18 protein-coding genes are annotated in these 17,436 nt (G+C 64.6%); 5 read left to right on the top strand and 13 right to left on the bottom strand.

Going from position 1 to position 17,436, the window contains the following annotated elements; genetic code table 11:
• Nucleotides 1-182: 182 nt before the first annotated feature.
• A complete protein-coding gene (locus U5A57_RS10010) occupies nucleotides 183-1,301 on the top strand; it encodes an FUSC family protein (RefSeq protein ID WP_415774598.1) in 1,119 nt (372 codons plus the stop codon).
• Nucleotides 1,302-1,377: 76 nt separating this feature from the next.
• Here the strand turns inward: U5A57_RS10010 and U5A57_RS10005 are convergent, their stop codons facing one another.
• The 3 genes from U5A57_RS10005 to U5A57_RS09995 form a co-directional block, all read right to left on the bottom strand.
• Nucleotides 1,378-1,758 (bottom strand): cupin domain-containing protein, encoded by a 381-nt coding sequence (locus U5A57_RS10005; protein WP_321910362.1) that lies wholly within the window; start codon nucleotides 1,756-1,758, stop codon nucleotides 1,378-1,380.
• 57 nt (nucleotides 1,759-1,815) lie between these two features.
• Nucleotides 1,816-2,682, bottom strand: coding sequence for an AraC family transcriptional regulator (locus U5A57_RS10000; RefSeq protein WP_321910360.1), 867 nt, complete (start codon nucleotides 2,680-2,682; stop codon nucleotides 1,816-1,818).
• Between the two features lie 110 nt (nucleotides 2,683-2,792).
• Nucleotides 2,793-3,689 carry a LysR family transcriptional regulator gene (locus U5A57_RS09995; RefSeq protein ID WP_321910358.1) on the bottom strand — a complete coding sequence of 299 codons (897 nt, stop codon included), beginning with the start codon at nucleotides 3,687-3,689 and terminating at the stop codon, nucleotides 2,793-2,795.
• An 84-nt stretch (nucleotides 3,690-3,773) separates the two neighbouring features.
• Here U5A57_RS09995 and U5A57_RS09990 point away from each other — a divergent pair, with 84 nt between their 5' ends.
• Entirely contained in the window at nucleotides 3,774-4,550 is a 777-nt protein-coding gene (locus U5A57_RS09990) for an NAD(P)H-dependent oxidoreductase (protein WP_321910357.1), read from the top strand.
• 31 nt (nucleotides 4,551-4,581) lie between these two features.
• Here U5A57_RS09990 and U5A57_RS09985 read toward each other — a convergent pair whose 3' ends face one another.
• The 7 genes from U5A57_RS09985 to U5A57_RS09955 all read right to left on the bottom strand — a co-directional run bounded on the left by U5A57_RS09985 (nucleotide 4,582) and on the right by U5A57_RS09955 (nucleotide 11,594).
• Complete coding sequence (locus U5A57_RS09985) at nucleotides 4,582-5,532, bottom strand: hypothetical protein (RefSeq protein WP_321910424.1); 951 nt, start codon at nucleotides 5,530-5,532, stop codon at nucleotides 4,582-4,584.
• Nucleotides 5,533-5,646: 114 nt separating this feature from the next.
• Entirely contained in the window at nucleotides 5,647-6,027 is a 381-nt protein-coding gene (locus U5A57_RS09980) for a potassium channel family protein (RefSeq protein ID WP_321910355.1), read from the bottom strand.
• Nucleotides 6,024-7,064, bottom strand: a complete 1,041-nt coding sequence (locus U5A57_RS09975) for a DUF2955 domain-containing protein (protein WP_321910353.1) — start codon at nucleotides 7,062-7,064, stop codon at nucleotides 6,024-6,026. The genes U5A57_RS09980 and U5A57_RS09975 overlap by 4 nt, the downstream gene beginning before the upstream one ends.
• Nucleotides 7,065-7,073: 9 nt before the next feature.
• The gene (locus tag U5A57_RS09970; protein ID WP_321910352.1) at nucleotides 7,074-8,195 is read right to left on the bottom strand and encodes an HlyD family secretion protein; all 1,122 of its coding nucleotides are present in this window, start codon (nucleotides 8,193-8,195) and stop codon (nucleotides 7,074-7,076) included.
• A complete protein-coding gene (locus U5A57_RS09965; RefSeq protein WP_321910421.1) occupies nucleotides 8,192-9,742 on the bottom strand; it encodes a TolC family protein in 1,551 nt (516 codons plus the stop codon). The genes U5A57_RS09970 and U5A57_RS09965 overlap by 4 nt, the downstream gene beginning before the upstream one ends.
• Before the next feature lie 43 nt (nucleotides 9,743-9,785).
• Nucleotides 9,786-10,892, bottom strand: a complete 1,107-nt coding sequence (locus U5A57_RS09960) for an AI-2E family transporter (RefSeq protein ID WP_321910350.1) — start codon at nucleotides 10,890-10,892, stop codon at nucleotides 9,786-9,788.
• Nucleotides 10,893-11,225: 333 nt separating this feature from the next.
• A complete protein-coding gene (locus tag U5A57_RS09955; RefSeq protein WP_321910349.1) occupies nucleotides 11,226-11,594 on the bottom strand; it encodes a hypothetical protein in 369 nt (122 codons plus the stop codon).
• Between the two features lie 499 nt (nucleotides 11,595-12,093).
• Between U5A57_RS09955 and U5A57_RS09950 the strand changes: the two genes are divergently transcribed.
• The gene (locus U5A57_RS09950; protein ID WP_321910347.1) at nucleotides 12,094-12,822 is read left to right on the top strand and encodes a type IV pili methyl-accepting chemotaxis transducer N-terminal domain-containing protein; all 729 of its coding nucleotides are present in this window, start codon (nucleotides 12,094-12,096) and stop codon (nucleotides 12,820-12,822) included.
• 23 nt (nucleotides 12,823-12,845) lie between these two features.
• Nucleotides 12,846-14,240, top strand: coding sequence for an MFS transporter (locus U5A57_RS09945; RefSeq protein WP_321910345.1), 1,395 nt, complete (start codon nucleotides 12,846-12,848; stop codon nucleotides 14,238-14,240).
• Between the two features lie 32 nt (nucleotides 14,241-14,272).
• Here the strand turns inward: U5A57_RS09945 and U5A57_RS09940 are convergent, their stop codons facing one another.
• Both U5A57_RS09940 and U5A57_RS09935 read right to left on the bottom strand, forming a co-directional pair.
• Entirely contained in the window at nucleotides 14,273-15,256 is a 984-nt protein-coding gene (locus U5A57_RS09940; protein WP_321910343.1) for a zinc-binding dehydrogenase, read from the bottom strand.
• A 66-nt stretch (nucleotides 15,257-15,322) separates the two neighbouring features.
• Complete coding sequence (locus U5A57_RS09935) at nucleotides 15,323-16,042, bottom strand: response regulator (RefSeq protein WP_321910342.1); 720 nt, start codon at nucleotides 16,040-16,042, stop codon at nucleotides 15,323-15,325.
• A 90-nt stretch (nucleotides 16,043-16,132) separates the two neighbouring features.
• On the opposite strand from U5A57_RS09935, the gene U5A57_RS09930 reads away from it, so the two are divergent.
• Nucleotides 16,133-16,261 carry a hypothetical protein gene (locus tag U5A57_RS09930; protein ID WP_321910341.1) on the top strand — a complete coding sequence of 43 codons (129 nt, stop codon included), beginning with the start codon at nucleotides 16,133-16,135 and terminating at the stop codon, nucleotides 16,259-16,261.
• A gap of 260 nt (nucleotides 16,262-16,521) precedes the next feature.
• Here U5A57_RS09930 and cobA read toward each other — a convergent pair whose 3' ends face one another.
• Entirely contained in the window at nucleotides 16,522-17,319 is a 798-nt protein-coding gene (cobA, locus tag U5A57_RS09925) for a uroporphyrinogen-III C-methyltransferase (RefSeq protein ID WP_321910339.1), read from the bottom strand.
• Nucleotides 17,320-17,436: the final 117 nt, after the last annotated feature.

Genomic DNA, 17,436 nt, shown 5'->3' with positions numbered 1-17,436 from the left:
ATGGCAGGCCGGTGACAGCAGGAACCAAGGCGCGAGGCGAGGGCCCCCGCGTCTGTCACGCCTGTTTTCCAGATCGTCGAGGTTTTTAGTGCTCGCAAGCCTAAACTGCGTTTTCATGCTATGGCTGCGAAGCTCCGAAGGCTGGCCTCGCGAATGCCCCGGAAAAGATCACGGACACGCCCATGAACGACAGTTTGCGTCGCTGGCCTGACAAAGCCAGAAAATGTCTGCGGGGGATGCTGCAACCCGTCGCCGCACTTGGCCATTGGCTGGACCGGGTTGATCCCGGTACGCATCGCCGGATCAAGGGGCTGCGGCTCGTGACGGCGTACGGGCTCGCGGCGGCACTCGGGACGTTGCAGGACATTGCCCGAAGCGTGCCCAGCAGCGTGTCGCTTGGCTATCTCGCCGGAAGCTTCGCGCTCTGGGCGAGCGTCTCCGAAGGCAAAACGACGCGAGCCGAATCCAGTCGCGATCTCATGCTGCTGAGCTTTGCCGCCGCGTTCGGTGCGGTTCTGTTCGTGGTGTTGGCGAGGCCGCTACAGCATGCAGGCCGGGGAGGGCCGGAACTCGTTCTCGTGTCGGGCGCGTTTCTGGTTGGTTATCTCAAACGATTCGGCGTGCTCGGTGCGGGCATAGGTTCGCAAATCTATATCGGAGAATTGCTTGCCTACGGTGCTCGCCTTACCACGGAAGATCTGCGGGCAATCGGCATAGCCGCGCTGATCGCCGTGTTGGCGTCGGTCGTGCCGCGCATGCTGAGCGGGCCGGCAGAACGGCCCGCCATCGCTGCGGTGCTCGCCGCCGGGCCGCAGCCGTTACCCGGGCGGTGGTCGCCGGAGTTCTTCATGGGACTGCAGGCGGCCATTGGCGCGTTGCTCATCTGCCTCCTGAACGGCCTGATTGGACTCGAGGAGTCTGCCTGGGCGATCACCGCGTGCACGTACGTCGTCGCCGGTTCGGCAACCGGCACGATACAGCGTGTTCGCCGCCGGATTCTCGGTACGTTGATTGGCGTTCCCATAGGCCTTGCCTGCCTGCCGGTCGCCGAGCACGCGCCATTGCTCATATGGGCTGCCGCTGCGCTCGCGATGGTCATCTATGCGATGGCGTTGCCGGAGCGCTACGACGTCGCCTGCGGGGCGTTCGCTTTCACGCTGATCGTTACGCTCGCAGCAAGCGGCGTGCATTCGATCTCACTGCTTGCCGCACGAGCCTGGGAGACGCTTCTCGGCGGAGCACTTGGCCTCGCTGCCGCCATGCTCATCTTCCCGCTCCGAAGCTCGAACCACACGAAATAGGCAACGGCGAGCCAACCGGGAGTCAACCGCGCCCGATGCGTCCCGCCCAGGCGAGGCGCCCCTTCGCTAATGGGCGCTACCGGCGCAACTGCTGCTCGATCGTCTTCGTCAACGGCGACGCAATATCGCCTGTGTGCTTCGTCTGCACGGGCTCGATCAACACGATCCAGCACTCGTCTTCGGCTACCGGGTTATGCAACGTGCCGCGCGGCACCACGTGCATCGAACCAGCGGGCACATCGACAACACGCCCGCCTTCGTACTCGATTTTCAGATGTCCGCGCACGACGAAGAACAGTTCGTCCTCGCCCGCATGGTCGTGCCACACGAGTTGGCCGCGCACTTTCGCGACTTTCACATACTGGTCGTTGACCTGCGCGACGACTTTCGGCGACCAGTATTCGGACACGGCGCCGAACGCGGCTTCGAGATCGAACGACTCGGCAAAGGGACTCATGGTTGCAGACCGCTCCACAGGTTGATTCGCCCGCGATAGCGAACGACCCGTTCGAGACTACGCCCCAGAGCGTCGCGTGTCTTGAACGATCGTGACGATGCGCTCCGATGCGCCGCCCGCGATGCGCAACCAGCGCGCCGGCGCAATGCCGTAGGTCTTCGTGAAATGGCGCGTCATGTGGGCCTGATCCGTGAACCCCGCGCAGGCCGCCACATCGGCGAGCGGCATGCCGCGCAGCATCATCGCGCGTGCGGCGTCGAGACGCCGTTGCGTCAGGTAGCGATAGGGGCTCGTGCCGTAGAACATGCGGAAGTCGCGCGAAAGGCTCCAGCGGTCACGTCCCACGGCGTGTTCGAGTGCGTCGAGCGAAACGGCCTGCTGACACTGCGCGTCGAGGTACTCGCGGGCACGCTGCGCGCTCGCGAAGTCGCCCTTGGAGCGCGCGGGCGGCGTGCCTGCCACGGCGGCGAGCGCGTGTGCCAGTTCCGCGAGCGCGTCGCTCTGCTCGAACGGGTCGAGGCCTTGCGAGACCTGTTGCAGCAGCGCCTCGGTCGCCGCCCATAAACGGGGATCGTTCGTCACGCCGCCCTCGATGAAGGGCAGTGCGCGCCCGCCCAGCATGTGCTGGAACACGGCAGGCTGCACGTAGATCATGCGGTAGCGAAAGCCTTCGCCGGTGCCGGCCTGGCCGTCGTGCGGCTCGTCGGGATGCAGCACCATCGTGCGGCCCGGCAGACTGTGGGTCGTGCCGCGCCGGTACTTGAAGCTCTGCACGCCCGCAAGCGTGCGGCCGATCGCATAGGTGTCGTGGCGATGCATCGCAAACGCCTTCCCTTGAAAGAAGGCTTCGATACGTTCTATGCCCGCAACGGGCTCGGCGCGCAGCAGCCAGTCGGCGCGGCGCTGGGGATCGATCGGATTCATGGTGGTGGCTTATGTGCGGCGCAATGCGGCCTGGGGCCGGTGCGGCGCCACGGGGATTGTGGCACAGGCGCGGCGCACGCGCTGGCGGCCCACGCCCGCCGTGCGCCGCACTACACCGCGCGAGCGATCTGCTCGCGCAGCCAGCGATGCGCGGGGTCGCGGTGCGAGCGCTCGTGCCAGAGCATGCACATTTCGTAGCCGGGCACCTCGATGGGCGGCTCGACCACACGCAGCGTCGCCTTCTCGCGCACGAGCCGCCACGGCAGCATGGCCACGAGGTCGCTGCGCTCGAGCACGGAAATGACAAAAAGAAAGTGCGGGACGGAGAGCACGACGCGCCGCGTGAGTCCGGCTTGCGCCAGCGCTTCGTCGGTGATGCCGTGAAATCCGCCGCCATCGGGCGAGACGATCACGTGCTCGAGTGCGCAGAACTGCTTCGTGCCCGGACGGCGCTTGAGGCGCGGATGGTCCGCGCGGCCCGCAAGCACGTAGCGCTCGGTGAAGAGCGTACGCCGGCGCAGGTTCTCGGGCGCTTCGCTGGTGGTGTGGAACGCCAGATCGATTTCGCCCTGCGCCGCCTGCTTCGCGACGCGCGCAGGCGCCAGTTCCACCACGGCAAGGCGCGTGTGCGGCGCGGCCTCGCGCAAGCCGCGCAGGGCTGGCAACGCGATCGTGGACTCGCCATAGTCGCTCGCCGCCACGCGCCACGTATCGCGGGCGCCGGCTGGATCGAACGGGCGCTCGGGCGCAATCGCGCGCTCGAGCGATTCGAGCGCCTCCCGTAGCGGCTCGCGCAACGCGAGCGCGCGCGCCGTGGGCTGCATGCCGCGCGGGCCCGGCAGCAGCAACGGATCGCCCAGGATCTCGCGCAACTTCGCAAGATGCACGCTGACCGAGGGTTGCGAGAAGTTCAGGCGTTGCGCCGCGCGCGTGACGTTGTGCTCGGCGAGCAGCACGTCGAGCGTGACGAGCAGGTTGAGGTCGAGGCTGCGTAAATTAGCGGACATAATGGCTGGTATTTCCGTTATTCATTTCCACTATAGCAGCCGTGCAACTAAGCTGGGTTCGTGTCAGACCACGGAGCCCTCGCCATGAATATCCTGCTTGTCTATGCCCATCCCGAACCGAAGTCGCTCAATGGCGCGCTCAGGGACTTCACCGTGCAGCGTCTCGAGGCGGCGGGTCACGCCGTTCAGGTGTCGGACCTCTACGCCATGAATTGGAAAGCGACGATCGATGCGCAGGACAGTCTCGAGCGCCGCGGCGACGCGCCGTTTCATCCGTCGCTCGATTCGAAACACGCGTTCGAGAACGGCCTTCAGGCCGCGGACATCGCGCGCGAGCAGGCGAGGCTTGTGTGGGCCGATACGCTCATCCTGCAGTTTCCGCTCTGGTGGTTCTCCATGCCTGCCATCCTCAAGGGCTGGGTGGAGCGTGTTTTTGCGTATGGCTTCGCCTATGGCGTGGGCGAGCACTCCGACGTGCGCTGGGGAGACCGCTATGGCGAGGGCACGCTCGCCGGCAAGCGCGCGATGCTCGTCGTGACCATGGGCGGCTGGGCGTCGCACTACGGACCGCGCGGCGTGAACGGGCCCATCGACGACATCCTCTTCCCGATCCATCATGGCGTGCTCTACTACCCGGGCTACGACGTGCTGCCACCGTTTCTCGTGTACCGCACGGGGCGCATGGACGACGCGCGCTACGCGCAAACGCTCGACGCGCTCGGCGAGCGCCTCGATGCACTGGCGCACAGCGCGCCCATCGCGTTTCGCAAGCAGAATGGCGGCGCGTATGAAATCCCGGCGCTTACGCTGCGCGAAGACGTTGCGCCGGAACGCACGGGGTTTGCGGCGCATGTAGCGTAAGCGGATGCAGTCATGGATATCGTTCGAAATCCTAAAAACTGACCGCCAGGCCAAACGAAACGCCGTGCACGTTGTGGCCAAACACGTAGCGCACCATTGCCCGCGTACGGGTGATGATGATGGGATACCTGCTGCTGTCGAGTTCGAGACCCACGCCGAGCGACGTGAGTTCGTTGAAACCGAGTACCCCGGCGCTGTCGCCGTAGTAATGCGAGTAGGCGAACTCCAGCACGTAGCGTACAGGCTTGTCCAGCGCGTGCCAGCCCGTTGGCGCGCGCCAGCGCGTCCAGAGGCTCACTTGCTGCGCCATGGCCGAGCCCTGGACAGCTTGCGCGCTGCCGCCGAAGCTGCGCAGGTAAATATCGGTTGCGCGCAACTCCGCGTCGATTTCGTAGTTCTCGCGGTAGTGCTCATAGTCGAGCATGAGCGAGCCGCCGTAGCCGTACGCGTCGAGATAGCCGTTGTTCAGGAACTGGAGATTGCTGTCCGTGACATGGTTGAACAACGTTTGTCCGATTCTCAGATCGCTGGAAACACGCCCAATCGTGCCGTTTATGATCGGGCGAAACACGAGCTCGTTGGTGATGCGGAAGTCCCAGCCTAGCCCCACCGTGCCGCTGAAGGTATTCCACCTCGTGGGCAGCGCGCGCTGCTCCTCGCCGTCGGTGGCGATGAACGTCGGGTCGTAGCGGCTATAAGCGAGTGTGCCTTCCATATACAAGGGGAACGTCCGGCTAAGCGTGAAGCCGCCGCCCAGCTGTGTCTGGCCAAAGCCGGGGTTGCCGGTGGCGCCGTTGTTGATCGAAAGCGAACTGGTGGTGACGTCCGGAACCGTCGTGTAGGTCATGATGGCCAGCACGGCATCCGCATGTTGCTTGATGTTGCCGCCTATCACCGTGCGGCTCGACAGTTGGTTCGGTATGCTCTGCGCGTGCGTTTGCAGGGGCAGCGTGGCCGCGAGTGCCGCCGCGCCAATCTTCATTAGCGCGACGCGCAGTTGCGCCCAACGGACGGTGGTGTTCGTCATGTTCGATCCTGCCGGGTCCCGATGCCCGATTGGGTCTGATTACACCTGCTTGAGTTTGCTTACGCCTGCTCACGCCCGCTCACGCGCCTCGCGTGAGGCTTCCTGCACGCCGCGCACAGCGGCGGCAACGATCAACCTGGTAAACACGACGCCGATCAGTCCGAGCAGCACCGCGTCGATGCGGCCGAACACGATGGTCGGCACGACATCGCCGTAACCGACGGTCAGAGCCGTGATCGCGCAGAAGTACACGGTCTCGCCCATCGGCGAAGGGGGGCGGTTCAGCGTTTCCACGACGCCGCCGAAATAGAACATGCCAACAGTAAGGATAACGAATATCAGTAGAAGGCCGCCGGGCAGCAGGCGCATATACCAGATGGTCCGGCCCGATTCCAGCAGGATCGCTCGCGCCTTCGGGGCGTGGACCGCTTTTTGGGGCGCGTCGTTCATGGCGTGTTCCTCTCGAGCGATACAGAGCCACGCGGCGCAAACCGCTCGAATATCTGCAGCATCAGGCACGCGTATGCAGTGACGGCAAGAAAGAGCGCCATGCGCACCGCGAATGCTCGGTAGACGTCCTTGCCCGCCGCGCTGTCCTGGACAGACTGACCCAGCAAAATGATCATCGTCACGAGACCGTTCAGCCAGAAGCCAGGCGAGTAGCGCGTTGGACGGATGCGATACAGCTTGCGTGCCACGATCAAGCCGAACAGCAGCATCCACAGATAGAACATCCAGATATTCACAAAGAGCCTGAGCGAAAACCAGAACGCAACGGCGAGCAGCCCGCCAAGCGCCGTGGAGCCGAGCAACTCACGCGCCGCGTCGCGTGCCGACGTGGTGCAGCTTTGCCGGCCGAGACTCACGGACTTCATGATGATCGGCATGTAGCTCGCCGGGTCGTTCATCGCCAGCAGCCAGGCGGGCATGACCACGAGCGCGGCCTGCAAGGCGACGCGCGATGCCATTGCCTGCGGCATGACGCGCGCGGCGGGTTTGGCGAGCACAGGTCCGGTCTCGGGAAAGAGGGCGTGGCTCAAGATCGAAGCGAGCACGGCGAGCAGCAGTCCTTTTACGAGCGCGCCGACCACCGTGGCGGCCAGTTGCTGGTCGGCCACGCCGGCTGCGGTAATCATCGTGAGGCCCGCCGCGAGGAACGTCGCTACGAGGTTGTTGCCGCCGCGCAGCCCGGAGCGAAACGCAAGGAAGAGGCAAAGCCCGACGAGCAGCACGCCGGCGAACGGGTAATAGCGCAGCACAGGAACGAGCAACAGGCCGCTGCCCGTTGTGCCCGCAACGACCAGCGCGAGTGCGAGCGCCGCCTTGAGCGAAAGCGGCCGGTTCTGCGTGGCCAGCAGAAAGACGGCGAGGACCGGCGCGATCACCGGAATCGGGAACTCGAACGCGAAGCTGATAGCGAGCGTGAGCGCCGTGCCCGTGGCCAGGCGCAGCGCGCGGCGGCCGGGAGGCGATGGGCTCGTTTGCATTGGGGCCGCTCAGTAGAGGTAGGCGAGCCAGCTCATCACGCGCAGGAACACGCGGCCGAGCGGGTTGAGCGGGTTGCCTGTGCCCGGAAACGCCATCACCTCGGCCTGGCCGCCCACACGAACATTGCGCAGCCGCGCGCGTTCGTGATCGTCGAACTCGACGATCACGGGAAAGCGTTGTGCGGGCCTCAGCCAGTCGCGGCTGTTCTGCACGGTGGGCAGGGTGCCGGGCGGCGTGCTTTGGCCAACGCTCACGCCATAGCCGATGCTGCGGATGCGTCCCGTGAACACTTCGCCCGGCAGCGCGTCCAGTGCGATCGCGACGGGCGTGCCCGCATGAAGATGGCCCAGATTGTTCTCCGTCATGTCCGCGCTGACCCAGACATCGTGAATGGCGATGAGCGTCATGACCGGATTGCCCGCGGCCGCGAACTGGCCGACTTCGGTGCGCAGGTCGGTGATGACGCCGGCCGAGCGCGCACGAATGCGCGTGTTGGCGAGATCGAGCTCGGCTTTTTCGAGCGCGCCGGCCGCACTGCGCAACTGCGCGTTTTCCGCTTCATTGCCGCCTTGCTGCTCGCGCGCGCGTTCGATTTCGGCCCGGGCGCTTTCGACCTGGCTTTGTGCCTGCTCGTGCGTGGCGCGCGCCACTTCGAGCCGCCGCAGCGAGACTGTGCCCTCGTCTTCGCGATACAGCCGTTCCAGCCGGTCGCTGTCCTGACGCGCCTTGACCTCGTTGGCGAGGGCCGCGCGCAACGAGGCTTGCGCCGATTCGATCCCGGCCGTGCTCGCGCCGATCTGCCGGCGCGTGGATTCGAGGTCGGCGCGCGCGCGGTCGGCGGCAATGCGATATTGCGTGTTGTCGATCTCGAACAGCACGTCGCCCGCGTTGACCTCCTGGTTGTTGTGCACGAGCACGCGCGTCACGCGTCCCGATACCTCGGCTGCAACGGGCACGACGTAGGCCGCTACACGCGCTTGCTGGGTATACGGCGTGAAACGGTCGGCGAGCAGGTACCAGATCAGACTGATGGCGATCAGGATAACGATCCACTTGACCGCCTTGCCGGACGAGTCGGAAGCCGGTGGCGGTGCCGGCGGCGGGCTCGAAGGTTCGGGCGCGCGGCTCATTGTGTCGGCCCATCCGGTTGATTGCCAGGACGCTGCGCGGCGGCGGGAGGCGTCGTTTCGTCGAGCAGGTCGCCCCAGTCCGTGCGCCGCTGCATTTGCGCGCGCGTGGCGGGATCGATGAGCGGCTGCGGCAGATCCCAGCCGCCGTCCACGGCCTTGTACAGCGCAATCAGGCTGCTGACGGCGTTGCCGCGATTGACGACGAACGCGTCCTGCTGCGCGGAGAGTGCGCGCTGCGCGTCGAGCACGCGCTGGAAGTCCGAGTACCCTTCGCGGTAGATCGTATTGGCGAGCGTGAGCGAGCGCTGCGCAGCGCCTTGCGCGTCGTGCAGGATCGTATCGCGCTGCAGCGCCGCGTTCAGCGCCGTAGCGGCGTCGTCAGCCTCGCGCGCCGCTTCGCGCACCGTATCCTGATACGCGACGATCAACTGCTGCAGGCGCGCGTCCTGCACGCGCACGTTGTTCGTAATGCGGCCGTGATCGAACACATTCCATGTGATGCTCGGGCCGCCCACCACGGCAAGCGTGCTCGGCGCCCCGGCAAGCGAGCTGGCGCTCCACACGAGCGAGCCGACCAGTGAAATCGACGGGTACAGATCGGCCTTCGCCACGCCGATCAGCGCCGACTGCGCGGCCATCTGTTGCTCGGCCGCGCGCACATCCGGGCGGCGCAGCAACAGCTTCGCAGGCACATCCTGAAGCACGGCTCGGTTGATGAGCGGGACGAAGCCTGCTTTGGCAGGCTGTGCGTCGAGTTCCGGCAACGGTCCGGGCGGGCGCCCAAGCAGCACGCAAAGCGCGTGACGCGCCAACGCAATCTGGCTTTCGAATACAGGAATGCTGCTCAGTGTGCCGAGATACTGTGATTTCGCTTGCTGGAGATCGAGCTCGTCGGTTTCGCCGCTCTTGAAGAGCTTTTGCGTGATCTCGTAGCTGCGCTTTTGCAGTTGCGCGTTCTCGCGCGCAATGCGCAGGCGCGCTTCGGTCGTGCGCAGCGTGAAATAGGTGTCCGCAACTTGCGCGTGAACAAGCACGAGCGCGTCTTCGCGGTTGTCCTGGGCGGCGAAGAATGAGGCGTCGGCCGATTCGATCGCGCGGCTGAAGCGGCCCCAGAAGTCGAGTTCCCAGCCTATGCTGAAGCCGAGACCATACTGAACGTACGCGCCCGAACGCGGGTCGAAACCGTCGTGGCGCTTGCGTGCCGAGGCCAGCACGTCGGCGTTGGCCTGCTGCACCTGCGGGTAACGCCCCGCGAGCGCGATACCTAGCTGGGCGCGCGCCTCGATCACGCGCAATGCCGCGATCTTCAGGTCGCCGTTGTTTGCATCGGCCGCGGCAATCAGCTGTTCGAGATTGTCGTCACTGAAGACGTGCCACCATTGCCGCGCGTCGGGCGGCTCACCGGGCTGCGCAGCGATCACCGTGACCTGATCGATCGATGCGCTGCTCCAGTGTTCGCTCCAGCTCTCATGTTGCGGCTGAAAGTCGGGGCCCACGTGCATGCACGCGTTCAGCAGCGTGCTGATGCAACAGGCACCGAGAGGCAGCCAGTGAGGGCGCTCGCAGAGGAACACAGGTCGGCCTCGCGGCTCAAGCCTGCTGTTCTTCTCGTGTGCGTTCGGGTTGAGGCTGGTCTTTCACCCAGCGCCAGAACAGTTGATAGCCAACGGCGAGCATTACCGGGCCGATGAACAGGCCGATCACGCCGCCTGTGACCATGCCGCCAATCGCGCCGATCAGCACCACCGGCATGGGCACGGCCACACCGCGCCCGAGCAGCAACGGCTTGAGGACGTTGTCGGCGAGGCCTGCAACGAATTCATACACGGAGAAGACGATCGTCGCCGTGCTCACGCCCTGCGTCATGATCACGAAGATAATGACGGGCACGGTGATGAGCGTGGCGGGCAACTGCATGATGCCGATCAGCAGCACGGCCAGCGCGAGCAAGCCCGCGCCCGGAATGCCCATCACGATGAAGCCAACGCCGATCAGCACCATCTGGATGAATGCGATGCCCACCACGCCCTGCGCAACCGCGCGTATCGTTGCCGTGCAAAGATCGGCGATCTGCGGGCCGTTTTCCGGGCCGGAGATGCGCGAAGCGATCAACACCGTGCTGCGGTAGCCCTTGTCGCCGTGCGCCATGAGAATGCCCGCAATGATCAGGGACACGAAGAAAACCAGCAATGCGGCGCCAAGACCGGTGAGCGTGCCAAGCAGCGCGAGGCCAGCCGCCTTTAGTTGCGGTGCAAACCGCTGCACGAGACCGGTAATGTCGGTCGACGCCTGCATCCAGAAGTCGTATACGCGCTGGCCGACGATTGGCCAGTGTGCGATCGAGTCGGCGGGAGGCGGAATATTGAACGTCCCGCTCTTCGCAACGCCCATGGCATGCTCGATCGAATCGGCCACGGCGACGCCCAGCAGCCAGGTTGGCGCGAGGATCACGCCGAACGCCACGAGAATGATGAGCGAGGCGATGAGTCCATCTTTGTGAGGGAAACTGCGCTGCAGCCGCATTTGCAGCGGAAAAAGCGTGACCGCGAGAATCACGGACCAGACCATGAGGTCGAGGAACGGGGCGAAGATGCGAAAGCAAAACATCGCCAGGACGGCAATCAGCGCGGCGCGGATCAGGACATCGAGCAAGTCCCGGGACTGCGCCTTTGGCGTTGACGTAGTGGGCAGCAGCATGGTCTGTCTCTCCTCTGGCCTGACGCGCAACTCGGGCGCGCCGTGGCTCCTATCGCGTTCCGGCGAGGGCCGCCAGAACCCCAGGTAGTACGAGAAACTGTCCGCTAACGTTGCGTTCGTTCCCGGCATGACCCCGTGACCGGGAGCACAACTGCACGATGTTTGCAGTCGCCTGCGAGTTGTGCGGAACGCGCTGTTGAGTTGAGTCTATTACACGCGATGAAAGGCGACAACGAATCTGCCGCCCGCCTTGGGTCGGCGACGAATCGGGTTAGCCGTGCGCTGAAAATGGCGTCGTGCGCGCGGCGCGAGTCTGATTCCTATTCGCACACCTCAATGTCCCGCACCGCTCGACGGCACGCAGCTGAGAATCAGTCGATCGCCTTTGCCCGCACCGGCGGCCAGTGCCGCGTTGTGGAATTCCTGGCTGCCGCAGCGCCACTCGGCGAGGTAGTCATTGCGACAGCCTCCCGATTGCGCGGCGGTCATCGACACCGGATAGTTGCAGGTTAGCAAACCGTCGCAGTGCTCGGCGAGATCGCGCGTGACATTGCCGTGTGGCGCGCCGCAGTTGCTGCCGTACGTGCCGGCGACGATCGCTATCGTTGCTTCGTTCAAGGCGGCCGCCGCAGCCGGGATGGGAACGCAGACAAGGCTAAGCGCTACCCATGCGCTCGCGAAGGCGATGGCAGTTGGTTTCATGATGCACCTCCCAAGCCGGCGTCGCGTACGCGTGCAAGCGCGGCTTTCGATCGATGTTTAAAGCTTAGGGCGGTTGCGGCGAAGGGCAAGACGGTGCCCGGCGATGGTGCGGGTCTACGCTGCAGTGCACCAGCAGCAGTCATGCAAAGCACACGATTGGTGGTGCGCCGCCAGTCCGGACTGCGCGGGCCGGGCGCGCTGTCTGAGCGGGCGGAGCCGCGCCAGCCGGGCGTTGCGCCGGAGCGCGCGCCGCTTGCGCAGAGTGTGGCACACCTATTGCTTAATCACTGCCGGGGCCAATGACGGCTCCAGTGAATTGCATCATCGTCCCGCCGTGCGCGGGGCTTTTCGGTCTTGCGGGGCAACGGCGTCCCGAAGCAGCACTCCACGGCACAGCGTGCGTGGCAGGTGCGCTTCGGGACGCTTTTTTTTGCTTCGCTCGGTGCGCCCCTGGTCTGGCAAACCCTTGGCGATGCTATTTGCACTACTAAAGATGAACATGCGGGAAACGACACCTGACATCTCGGCGGAAATCGTTGGCGAGCTCATCAATCTGGCCGGGCGCCAGCGCATGCTCTCGCAGCGCGTCGTCCTGCACGCATTGCTTGGCTTGCGTGGCGACGCCGCCGCGCTCGTGATCGCGCGCGAATGCCTCGATACATTTGCGGCTTCGCACGCGCGGCTGGTACAAGGCGACGACCACTTTCCGGGTGTGTTTTCGAGCGCCTTGCGCGAACTCTATTTCGGCGCGCGCAAGGCCGACGAGCGCATTCGCGCATTCACGAAGCTGGCCGAGCATGCGTGCGCGTGCCTCGAACGCTCAGTTCAGCCATCGACGGACGATGGCGTGTGCGAGGCAGCCGTGACGGAACTCACCGCCGCCGCCACGCCGCTGCTCGAACTGCTGCAAACGCTCACCCAGGCGTACCAGGACGAATTGCGCAGCGTGGAAGCGGCGGCGGCGAAGCGCCAGGCCGGCATCGTCGACGAGCTCGCCGCCATTTCCCTGCGCGCGAACATCGTCGCGCTCAATGCAAGGGTGGCGGCCGCTCGCGCAGGCCAGTTCGGCCGCGAATTCGCTGTAATTACAGCCGAGCTGGCGCACGTAATAGGTGAAATGGACCGGCTCGTGCAAGGCGTGGTCGGCAAGCCCGAAACGCGTGACGCCGCGCCCGAAAGACATTCTGGATTCCGAAATCAACGGATGCATGCCCGACTTGCGGGTTGAGATCCACTATTGGGGAGAACCTCGTGAAAGACCTGGTAAGTTCGCTCAAGAGCGGTAACTGGCGCGCATTGATCGCGTGCTTCCTGTACTTCGACACCGGCTTCACGGTGTGGGTGATGTTTGGCCCGCTCGCGCCTTTCATTCAGAAGGACATCGCGATGACGCCGGCCGAGCTGGGCTTGCTCGTGGCGGTGCCCGTGCTCGGTGCGGCTATTTTGCGCGTGACGCTCGGCAATCTGTATCAGGCCTGCGATGGCCGCCGTGTTGCGCTGATGGGCATCGCGCTTTCCGCCATTCCCGCCGCCGTGCTGTTGCTGATGCCGGGCACGCCGTCCTATACCTTGCTGCTCGTGCTCGGTGTACTGCTCGGCGTGGGCGGCGCGAGCTTCGCTGTGGCGTTGCCGATGGCTGGCAGTAACTACCCGCCGAAGGTGCAGGGCCTCGTCCTGGGCCTCGCTGCAGCCGGCAATATTGGCGCCGTGCTCGACGGCTTCCTCTTTCCGGGCCTCGCCAGCCACTATGGCTGGGCGCGCGCCACGGGCGCGGCGCTGCCGCTGCTCGCGCTGGCCGCGACGGCCGTGATCTTTTGGGCCCGCGATCTCGGCCACAAGTCCGGCAGCGCGGCGAAGGCATTGCGCTCGTTCGGTATCACGCTCGCCGGGCTGATCGCGCTTGTGCTCGCCGTGCACGCCGGCGTGTTCGGTGCGGGCAAGACCGGCGTGCTTTTGTTGCCGGTGTTCGGCGCGCTGCTCGCCATTGCCGTGCTGCCGCGGCACTATCGCGCGGTGCTGACGGAAAGCGACACGTGGGTCGTGATGCTCGTGTACAGCATCACGTTCGGCGGTTTTGTCGGCATGTCGTCCTATATCTCGACGCTGCTTATTTCGCTCTACCAGGTACCGAAGCTCGAGGCCGGCGTGGTGATGTCGCTGCTCGCGCTGACCGGCGCGATGGTGCGTCCGCTCGGCGGCCTGATCGCCGATCGCATTTCGGGCGTGCGAGCGCTCGTGGTGCTGCTGGCCGCGATTTCACTGTGCGACTTCGCCTTCGCGATGTGGATGCCGCCGTTCGCCACGGGTATTGCGCTGCTTGCGTTCACCTACGTGTGTTTCGGGCTTGGCAACGGCGCGACGTTCCAGCTCGTTCCGCGCCGCTGGCAGGGCCGCACCGGGCTGATGTCGGGCATCATCGGCGCGGCGGGCGGGATCGGCGGCTTCTACCTGCCGGTCATCATGGGCATTGCCAAGGAAAGCACCGGCAGCTACCAGATGGGCTTCGCGACGTTCGGCGTGATCGCCGCAGCCGCGTTCGCTCTGGTGGTGCTGCACCGCGCACGCTGGCTCGAATGGGCGTTGCCACAAGAGCCTGCGATGGCGCCGGCTGTCGTGCAGGGCGCTCAAGCGAGCGCAAGCAACTAAGGCACCGCGGCACGCGCGCGAGTGACGCTCCGCTATAAGCGGACGACGATCTTGCCGAGGGCGCGGTTGCTTTCCAGCAGGTAGTGCGCTTTCCTGATCTCGTCGAACTCGAAGGTGTACGCGTGCAGCGACGCAATGCTCCGGCTGGCGATGCCCGAAGCGATCAGGCGCAGCGGAGCGTAGTTGAGCGGCAACGCCTTTGTGCCGAGCAGATCACTCGTAAAGAAGCTGAGCCGGACCGCGGGCGGCAGATCGCGCGCAATATCGAAGGGCGTGAGAAGAGGTGGCCCGGCCAGTGTGCCAACTACGGTTACGCCGCCGAACGGCCGCACCATTTTCGCGGTGTCGCACACGTTGGCCGCGCTCACGATCTCGAGCGCGGCGTCGACATGCAAGCATTCACGCGCGACTGCGGCGGCGACTTCTCCGCTGTCGATCAGCACTTCGTGCGCACCGGCATGGTAGAGGCGTTCGACGTGGCTTGCCGAACGTGTCGTGGCCAGCACGTTGAGCCCGAAGGCATTCGCATAGGCGATCGCAGCGAGGCCCACGGCGGACGTCCCGCCGCGCACGAGCAAGGTCTGCCCGGCTTTCGCCTCGAGGCTCGCCGCAAGCGCCCCCCACGCCGTGAGATAGGCGAGCGGCAACGTGGCCAGTTCTTCCCATGGCAAGATCGTGGACCCGAGCGCGACGACGTTGCGCCGCAAAACCGTGACTTCCTCCGCGTAGCTGCCGTTGCGCGAGACCTGCAGGCCGCCCATCGCAGTGGCAACACGTTCCCCCACCCGGAATGTCTTCGAGGGGTCCTCCGCCACCACACCCACGGCCTCGATCCCCGGCACGACCGAGCCGGCAATCGGCCCGAGGCGTCCCGCGCGTAAATCGGCTTCGGCGCGGTTGATGCCGAACGCGCATACGCGAATGCGTACCTCGTCCACGCCAGGCGCGGCCGGCGCGATCTCGCGCATCTTCAGGACCTCCGGGCCGCCGGGCTGTTCGATGACATAGGCTTTCATGCTCGATCTCGTTTGGGTGGCAGGTTGCGCATGGGGTGAGCGTGCACGCAGCGGGTGTGGAGTTCATCATTTGCTTTCTGTCTGCAGGCAGGGTTCCTCGCCGGGTTTGAGCAATGCGGCGTCCTTTGCTCGCAGGATGTAGCCCAGGCCGCGCAGGGTCAGGATCTGTGCGCTCGAGTTGGCGAGATGCTTGCGCAAGCGGTGGATGTAAATATCGATTGCATCCCGGCTTGGTTCTTCGTCGAGGCCGAACAGGCTTTCCATGAGCGTGCGCTTCGAGACGGTCCTGCCCTGACGGAGCATGAGCGCCTCGAGAATGCAATGTTCGCGGCGACGCAGCGTCAGCGGCGTGTCGTTGTGGCAGAAGGCGCGCGTGTCCGTGCGATAGTGCAGGTCGCCGCAGCTCAGGCGCGCTGCCTTGTCGCTCGCCTGGCGGCGTATCAGCGCCTTGATGCGCGCGAGCAACTCGCGGGTGTCGAAGGGCTTGACGAGGTAGTCGTCGGCGCCGGCGCTGAAGCACGCCACCTTGTCGTCGATCGAGCCGTTCGTTGCCATCATCAGAACGGGGAGGTTGTCGCGGCGGCGCCGCAAACGTACAAGTACGCTCATACCGCTCAAGCGCGGCAAGTCCATTTCGAGCAGTGCGAGGTCATAATGTTGTGACTTCAACACGAGATCCGCGCTTTCGCCGTCGCCCACACAATCGACGGTGAAATTCTCGCTGCGCAACAAACTGACGAGCCACTGGGAAAGCCCCGAATTATTTTCGACGAGCAGCAACTTCATCTTGTTGTTCCTTACCTGCGCCCTATGATTTGCTTGATTTATATAGGAATACTATTCGAACGAATACCGAAGCAGGTAGTGGCGCAATGCTTGAAAGAAATGCTGCGTGAGCAGTCTTTGCAACGGCAGATCGCCTTTCTCAAAGCTGCCTGCTACGTTGATGTCTGCATTCTAGTCAAGGCAACCCTTCCCGGCGCTTTCATGGAGCGCAATATTTAATCGGGGATTTCCATAGGGCATGTACGAAAATAGTAGGGCGAAGGTCAGGAATTCTTTAGTACGACAGTGATACGCGCTGTTTTGCTTACTGTTTTTATTTTTCGTATTGAAATGAAAGCATCGCGCGCTGCGATAGTGCGGGGAGAATTACGAAAGATTTATGTCAGTGGATGTTGAGAAGATGTGTGGTCAAGGCCTGATCTATTTAATATATTCGTATTCCTATGTATAGCGTGATAATCAGGAGATTAATGACGCGGTCACGCACTCAGCCGTTGCGCCGTGATTGGCCTCTTGTTCGCGTCCATGGGGAATGATGCAGTTGAAATAACGAACGAAGACGCCTCGCCAATCGCATTGCCCACGAGAATGATGGCCGGGCTGCCAAGGTTCTCCGCGCGCGCGCGTGCCGCGATCGTGCCGAGCGTGCCCGTTACGCGGCGCTCGTTCGCGCTGCCCGCCCATTGCACGACGGCTGCGGGCGTGGCCGCCGGGAGTGTGTTGGCAAGGGTTGCGCACAGCGACTCGATCCGGCTCATACCCATATAGATGGCGAGTGTCATGCCTGTCGCGGCGAGTGCCTGCCAGTCGGGCTCGCTATGGTCGCGCAAATGCGCCGTCACGAAGATCACACCCTGACTATGATCGCGGTGCGTGAGCGAGACGCCAAGCCCGGCGGCCGCCGCGAACGCCGAAGACACGCCGTTCACGATCTCGACCGCCACGCCCGCGTTGCGCAATGCCGCGAGTTCTTCCCCTGCGCGGCCAAACAGCAAGGCGTCGCCGCCTTTCACGCGCACGACGTGCAGCCCCCGGCGCGCGTATCGCTGCATCAGGCGCTCGATGAAGGCTTGCGGCGTGGAGCGGCAGCCGCCTCGCTTGCCCACGCGGATCACGCGGGCCTGTGGCGCGAGCGTAGCGATCTCCGCGTTCGCGAGATCGTCGAGCAGCACGACGTCGGCGCTCGCAAGCGCCTTGGCCGCCTTCAGTGTGAGGAGGTCGAGATCGCCCGGACCCGCGCTCACCAGCGTGACCTTGCCTTCGTTGCCCGTCGTCATCGTTGTGTTCCTTTCCTGTTTCGCGTACCCACGTTGGGAACGCCCAAAAACAAATGGCGTCCGCTCGCCGCTTGCGACGAGGGGACGCCATTGTCCGGTTAGAGCGAATCACGCCGC

This window comes from Paraburkholderia sp. J11-2 (assembly GCF_905220185.1).
Lineage (GTDB): Bacteria > Pseudomonadota > Gammaproteobacteria > Burkholderiales > Burkholderiaceae > Paraburkholderia.
Note: the sequence above shows the minus strand (reverse complement) of the source record. Positions and strands in the feature narration are given on the sequence as shown.